Source organism: Vibrio sp. 10N.286.46.A8 (assembly GCF_041470165.1).
Classification (GTDB): Bacteria; Pseudomonadota; Gammaproteobacteria; order Enterobacterales; family Vibrionaceae; genus Vibrio; species Vibrio tasmaniensis_A.
This window is the reverse complement of record NZ_JBFRLX010000377.1, coordinates 961-1,405: the sequence shown is the minus strand read 5'-3', so window position 1 is coordinate 1,405 and position 445 is coordinate 961. Positions and strand designations below refer to the sequence as shown.

1 protein-coding gene is annotated in these 445 nt (G+C 49.2%); it reads right to left on the bottom strand.

Features of this window, described 5'->3' with window-relative positions; genetic code table 11:
• Positions 1-445, bottom strand: a 445-nt coding sequence (locus tag AB4232_RS22555; RefSeq protein WP_372088083.1) for a flagellar basal body P-ring protein FlgI, incomplete at both ends; no start/stop codon positions are given.

Below are 445 nucleotides of genomic sequence, written 5' to 3'. Positions count from 1 at the left end.
AGTGATGTAGTCACCACGACCAAATGGGGTTGGGATTTCTTGCTCTACCGTCGCACCGCTAGAGATGATACCGACGTTTGGGTTGTTACCAACGAGCTTAGAACCATCGTTGCCTTGAGCACTAAAACCACTCACAACCAAATTACCTTGTGCCACAGCGTACACTTGACCGTCCAGACCTTTAAGAAAAGTCTGCAGCAAAGTACCACCACGAAGGCTTTTTGCTGAACCAATAGACGACACCGTTACGTCTACTTCCTGACCTTGCTTGGAGAATGCCGGAAGTTCAGCGGTAACGATTACCGCCGCAACGTTTTTGGTTTTTGGCTTGGTGCCAGGCGGCAATTGAATGCCAAAATTTTGCAGCATTGCGTTAAACGTTTGATCGGTAAAGGGAGTTGTCTCACCGGTGCCCGGCAAACCCGTCACCAAACCATAACCGACA